Here is a 5,973-nt window from a genome sequence, read left to right on the forward strand (position 1 = left end):
AATCAACACCAACCTGTCTCAAACAGGTTGACAACTACCGAGTTGCCCCGGGATTCCGGCAACTTCTATCGCGTTTGCAGCCCGCGCCGCCTCGCGCCGACTCGCGCCGCCTCGCACCGCCCGCGCCGCCTCGCACCGCCCGCGCCGCCTCGCGCAGCCCGCGCCGCAGACAGCCGAGCCAGGCTCAGGCGGGCACTCGCACGATCAGCGCATCGCCCTGGCCGCCACCGCCGCACAGTCCCGCGGCCCCGACGCCACCGCCGCGGCGCTGGAGCTCGAGCGCCAGGTGCAGCACGATCCGCGCGCCCGACATGCCGAGCGGGTGACCGATCGAGATCGCGCCACCGTTGACATTGACGCGATCGGTGCTGACACCAAGCTCGCGCGCCGAGACCAGTCCGACCGCAGCGAACGCTTCGTTGATCTCCACGAGATCGAGCTCGGTCGGCTCGAGGCCAGCCTTCGCGCAGGCGTTGGCGATGGACAGCGCCGGCTGCGACTGCAGCGTCGAGTCAGGCCCGGCGGACATGCCGTGCGGCCCGATCTCGGCCAGCCAGGCCAGTCCCAGCGATTCGGCCTTCTCCTTGCTCATCACAACGACCGCGGCAGCACCGTCGGAGATCTGGGAAGCGTTGCCCGCCGTGACGGTCCCGTCCCTGCGGAACGCCGGGCGCAGCTTGCCGAGCGACTCCGCGGTCGTATCCCCGCGCACTCCCTCGTCGCGGTCGAACACCACGGGATCGCCCTTGCGCTGGGGGATCTCCACGGGAACCACCTCGTCCTTGAACACCCCGGACTCCCAGGCGCGAGCGGCCCGCTGGTGGGAATCCGCGGCGAACGCGTCCTGCTCCTCGCGCGAGACCTTGTCGGAGTCATTGCGGTCATCGGTGAGCTTGCCCATGGCCTCATCGGTGAAGTGATCGCGAAGGCCGTCGAACGCCATATGGTCGACGAGCTTGGTATCGCCGAACTTGGTGCCCTCGCGACTGCCGAGCAGCAGGTGCGGAGCGTTGCTCATCGATTCCATGCCGCCCGCGACAACGATCTCCACCTCGCCGGCACGGATGAGTTGGTCGGCCATGGCGATCGTGTTGAGCCCCGAGAGGCACACCTTGTTGATGTTGACCGACGGCACGCTCATGGGGATGCCAGCGCCCGCTGCGGCCTGGCGCGCGGGCAGCTGGCCCTGGCCGGCCTGGAGCACATGGCCGAGGATGACGTAGTCGACATCGGAGGCAGCGACACCCGCCTTCTCCAGCGCGCCGGCGATGGCGATCGAACCGAGCTGGGCGGCGCTCAGCCCCTTGAGCGAGCCAAGCAACCTGCCCACGGGCGTGCGTGCACCTGCGACGATGACCGACGTTGTCATCCGAACCTCCGCATTCCTGACGAGTCTCAGCGTGTGGGGCGAGGGGTGGACGATGCCTGACGGGTCCACGTTCCCGCGCCCCGCAAGACTACCGGGCCACCGCGCCCGCCGCCTCCGTGTGGCGTCCATCACGTGGATTGGGCAATCCTGGCAGCGCGACGATAACGTCAACACATGCTGTCCACACCTGAGATCGGTTCCTTGATCACGGCGGTCGACCACGTTGGTATCGCGGTGGCCGACCTCGACGTGGCCATCGAGTGGTACGGCCGCACCTTCGGGTTCGTTGTGGGCCATCGCGAGACCAACCACGGACAAGGCGTCGAGGAGGCAATGCTCGTCCCTGCGGCGCAGGGCACCGACCTCACCGCGGCGACCGCGATCCAGCTGCTCGCGCCCCTGGATGACAGCTCTACCATCAAGAAGTTCCTGGATCGCCACGGCCCCGGCATGCAGCAGCTCGCGTACCGCGTCACCGACCTCGCCGCCGTATCCGAGCATCTGATCGGGCTCGGCGTCCGCCTGCTCTATGACGAGCCCCGCCGCGGTACCGCCGACTCGCGGATCAACTTCGTCCATCCCAAGGACGCGGGCGGCATCCTCGTCGAACTTGTTGAGCCCGCCCACGGCGCGCCACACCACCAATAACAGCCATGACGTGCACACTGTGTTCACCAGATCCAGTGACAGCGGCTTCCCCGGGACGGAAGCGCACCGCACGATAGAGGCTGATAACGATGGCGCGCACCACCGAAGCTACCCCCCACAGCACGATGTTCAGCATTGCGATGCGTGGCTACGATCGCACCGAGGTCCATGAGCACCTGAGCCGGATCGACGCGGAGATCCGCGTCACCGCGGCGGATCGCGATGCCATCGCCGCCCAGGCGAATGATCTCGCCTACCAGCTCGATGAGGCACGCGCCGAGATCCAGGCGCTGCGCGAGGATGTGGACCAGCTCGCGACCGCGCCCACGTCGGCGGCGGATGTCAGCGATCGCATCGCCCGCATGATGCGCCTGGCTGCTGACGAGGCCACCGAGACGCGCGAGCAGGCCCGTGCCGACGCTGCCGAGACGATGTCGATCGCCGAGCAGAACGCGCATGAGCTCGAGACGCGGCAGAAGCGAGAGTACGAGGAGTGGACGCAGCGACGCGCCCGCCTCGAGGCGGAGCAGAAGGAAACCCTCGCCCGTGCGCGCAGCGAGGCCGAGCGCATCGTCGAGGGCGCCGAGGCCAAGCGTCGCCAGATCGAGGCCGAGACCGCCGCGCAGCAGCGCCAGGAGCTCGAGGACTTCAACGCCACCATGTCGGAGAAGCGCACCGCGGCGCTCCGCGAGATCGAGGAGCTTCGTGCCCGTGCGCGCCGCGAGGCCGACCGCACCGTCAACGAGGCCCACGCCGAGGCCGAGGATGTGATCAACGAGGCCACGGGCGACGCGAACACGCGCATCGCTCGCGCTACCGAGATCGTGGATGAGCTCGGCTCCGTCCGGGATCACCTGCTCAAGCAGATCGCCAGCGTTCGGGAGCAGTTCGACGCCTTCCCTGGTGTGCTCGGCAAGACCGACTCCGAGACCAGCGCGCGCAGCGCGGCCGATGATGCCATCGACGACAATTCCCGCAACACCCGCCGCTACGCCACCGATGGCGAGACGACCGGCGAGATGCAGGATCCGTTCGAGTCCGACGACGATTCGCGGTCCGGCGAGTAGTACGAGCTAACGGCCTGCGACAGGCGCGCGATCTGCTTCGATCACGACCATTTCCTGGTCACCGAGCGGGTCGCGCGCCTGTTCCAGCATCCGCGGTGCCAGTGACGCCGGTCCTCGGCGCCACCGGGCCTGCTCGGCCACGCCACGACGTGCGCCGAACCCTGCACGATGATCTGATCACAGCCAGGACAGCGATAGTCCTTGGTAGCGGCACTGCCCGGCACATCCCGCACCAGGAACTCATCGTCGCCCCAGCCCTTCGGGGAACCGTGCTCAGCACGCGGAGCCGAGAGGCCCAGCGAGTGGTGGCCCAGTTGGTTGCCCAGCGGCCGCGCGTCGTCAGTACCGGAGCGACGCCCCGACCGACGTCGCTGGCTTGGGTTCCGCTGGGGCGTGTTCCGGCGCGGCATGGGAATCAGTCTATCCGGCCTGGACCCAGCACCCGAATGGTCACACCGACCTTGGTGGCGTGAGAAAGCGCACCATGGACGTCAGAAGAGGCGATACTCGTCGCTGCTCAGTCCGCGCAACTCGTCGTAGTCCAGGGTCAGGCAGCGGATCCCCCGGTCGGCCGCGAGCGTCCGCGCCTGCGGCTTGATCTGCTGCGCCGCGAACACCCCGCGCACCGGGGCCAGCAAGGGATCCCGGTTGAGCAGCTCGAGGTAGCGCGTCAACTGCTCCACTCCATCGATCTCGCCGCGACGCTTCACCTCGACCGCGACGCTGATGCCCTCTGGATCGCGGCACATCAGGTCCACGGGCCCGATGGCTGTCGGGAACTCGCGCCGCACCAAGCGATAACCATCGCCCAAGGTCTCCACATGCTCCGCGAGCAGGATCTGCAAGTGTGCCTCCACGCCGTCCTTGATCAGGCCGGGATCCTCGCCGAGCTCGTGCGCCGCGTCCAGCTCCACATCCTCGATAGTGATGCGCAGCTCCTCGCCCGCCTTGTTCACCACGACCCATTCGTTGCCGTTCTCGGTCAAGGTGCAGGGCGGGCTCATCCAGTTCAACGGCTTGTAGGCACGATCATCGGCATGGATGCTCACCGACCCGTCCGCCTTGACCAGCAGCAGCCGCTTCGCCAGCGGCAGATGAGCGGTCAAGCGTCCGACATAATCAACCTGGCACTGAGCAATCACTAAACGCACCCGTCCACAATAGGTGCATGAGGGCCAGGTAACGAATGCCACGCGGGGCCGACAAGGCGAACCTACCAAGACCGCGCCACTGCTCCCCTACTCTGGGACCATGAGTCCTGTCCTCCCCAGCACCCGATCACCGCTAGGCTCCTGGCTGCTCGGACGCGAGAACGAGGGACGGACCGCGCGAAGGATTCGCGTGCAACTGCTCCTCACCCTCTTCCTGGTCAGCGCCAACATCATCGGTATCGCGATCGTGCTGGTGCTCATCATCTGGGTGGTGCCTGGCCCCGAGATCATGCAGACCAAGTTCCTTATGCCAAACCTGGTCGGCGTCCCCGTGTTCATCGGCGCAGCACTGCTATTGGGCATCGTGTGGGGAACGCGGCGCGCCCTCAAGGATCTCCGATGGTCCCGCACCGGCGATGCCCCCACCAAGCGCCAGCGACGTATCGCGCTCGCGACCCCATGGCGGCTCACGTTCATCCAGCTGGTGCTATGGAGCACCGCGCTAGTGGTCTTCACCGTTTGGTACGGGAGCATCGAGCCCGAGATCCTCGCCAAGGTGGCATTCACGCTGGCCTCGGCGGGCATCGTGGTGTGCGCGATCGCCTACCTGTTGAGCGAGTTCGCGCTGCGGCCCGTCGCGGCCGAGGTCTTGTCCTACGGCGATAGCCCGGGGCGACGCGCGGGCGCGATCAGCCGATCAATGGTCTCCTGGATCGTGGGCACCGGCGTTCCCGTGAGCGGCTTGATGGTCATCGCCCTGGCAGCCACCATTCGCGACGACGCCACGATCACCTCACTGATCGTCTCCATCCTCGCGCTCGGTGCGATCGTCCTGTTCTTCGGCGGATTCATGGAATTGCTGAACACGTCGCGAACCATCGCGCCCGTGCGCGTGGTGCGCCACGCCATGCGGAAGATCGAGAAGGGCGATCTCGATGCACGGGTCGTTGTATTCGACGGATCCGAGCTCGGCGACCTCCAAGTGGGCTTCAACCGGATGGCGGAAGGCCTCCGGGAGCGCGAGCGGATCCGCGATCTGTTCGGTCGGCATGTGGGGCGCGCGGTCGCCGACCATGCGCTCGACCACGATGCGGAGCTAGGCGGCGAGGAAAGATCAGTAGCAGTGTTCTTCATCGACCTCATTGGGTCGACAAGACTGGCGACCCAGTTGCCGCCGACCGAGGTTGTGGCATTGCTCAATCGGTTCTTCGCGGTGGTCGTCGAGGAAGTCGATCGCAACGGAGGATTCATCAACAAGTTCGAGGGGGACGCTGCGCTCGCCATCTTCGGGGCTCCCGTGGAGATCGATGATGCCCCCGGCGCCGCACTGCGTGCCGCGCGAACGATCATGAAGAGGCTCGAGCGGGAGGTGCCTGATTGCGAGGCCGGGATCGGTGTGGCGTGCGGCGTGGCAGTGGCTGGCAACGTGGGCGCGCACGAGCGGTTCGAGTACACCGTGATCGGGGATCCCGTGAACGAGGCTGCTCGGCTTTCCGATGAGGCGAAGAAGGTTCCGGGCCGGATAGCGGCGTCCGGGGACTGCGTGGAGTCCGCGGGACCGCGCGAGGCACGCAAGTGGCGGACGGAGCGCGAGGTCCAGCTCCGCGGCCGCGAGGCCCTGACCGTTGTCTCTGTGCCCCGCAAGGCTGCGGCCGAGCCCATCGAATCAGCCTAGGGCGCGGCTCAGCCTAGGGGCACGGCGGCAAAGCAACTGGTGCGCGCATGCGAGCGGGGCCGG

6 protein-coding genes are annotated in these 5,973 nt (G+C 67.2%); 3 read left to right on the plus strand and 3 right to left on the minus strand.

What is annotated here, in order from left to right; translation table 11 throughout:
• Positions 1 to 184: 184 nt before the first annotated feature.
• Positions 185 to 1,369 carry an acetyl-CoA C-acetyltransferase gene (locus HT102_RS15655; protein WP_192040390.1) on the minus strand — a complete coding sequence of 395 codons (1,185 nt, stop codon included), beginning with the start codon at positions 1,367 to 1,369 and terminating at the stop codon, positions 185 to 187.
• A gap of 174 nt (positions 1,370 to 1,543) precedes the next feature.
• Between HT102_RS15655 and mce the strand changes: the two genes are divergently transcribed.
• Positions 1,544 to 2,017 carry a methylmalonyl-CoA epimerase gene (mce, locus tag HT102_RS15660; protein WP_192040391.1) on the plus strand — a complete coding sequence of 158 codons (474 nt, stop codon included), beginning with the start codon at positions 1,544 to 1,546 and terminating at the stop codon, positions 2,015 to 2,017.
• Positions 2,018 to 2,106: 89 nt separating this feature from the next.
• Positions 2,107 to 3,084, plus strand: a complete 978-nt coding sequence (locus tag HT102_RS15665; protein WP_192040392.1) for a coiled-coil domain-containing protein — start codon at positions 2,107 to 2,109, stop codon at positions 3,082 to 3,084.
• A gap of 41 nt (positions 3,085 to 3,125) precedes the next feature.
• On the opposite strand, the gene HT102_RS16050 is transcribed toward HT102_RS15665, so the two are convergent.
• Both HT102_RS16050 and nucS read right to left on the minus strand, forming a co-directional pair.
• Positions 3,126 to 3,494: an ATP/GTP-binding protein gene (locus HT102_RS16050; protein WP_225443794.1), complete on the minus strand. Its 369-nt coding sequence runs from the start codon at positions 3,492 to 3,494 to the stop codon at positions 3,126 to 3,128.
• Positions 3,495 to 3,575: 81 nt separating this feature from the next.
• Positions 3,576 to 4,235 (minus strand): endonuclease NucS, encoded by a 660-nt coding sequence (gene nucS, locus HT102_RS15670; RefSeq protein ID WP_192040393.1) that lies wholly within the window; start codon positions 4,233 to 4,235, stop codon positions 3,576 to 3,578.
• 100 nt (positions 4,236 to 4,335) lie between these two features.
• On the opposite strand from nucS, the gene HT102_RS15675 reads away from it, so the two are divergent.
• Entirely contained in the window at positions 4,336 to 5,910 is a 1,575-nt protein-coding gene (locus tag HT102_RS15675) for an adenylate/guanylate cyclase domain-containing protein (RefSeq protein WP_192040394.1), read from the plus strand.
• Positions 5,911 to 5,973 lie beyond the last annotated feature (63 nt).

Source organism: Lolliginicoccus lacisalsi (genome assembly GCF_014841105.1).
In the GTDB taxonomy this organism is placed as follows: Bacteria; Actinomycetota; Actinomycetes; order Mycobacteriales; family Mycobacteriaceae; genus Lolliginicoccus; species Lolliginicoccus lacisalsi.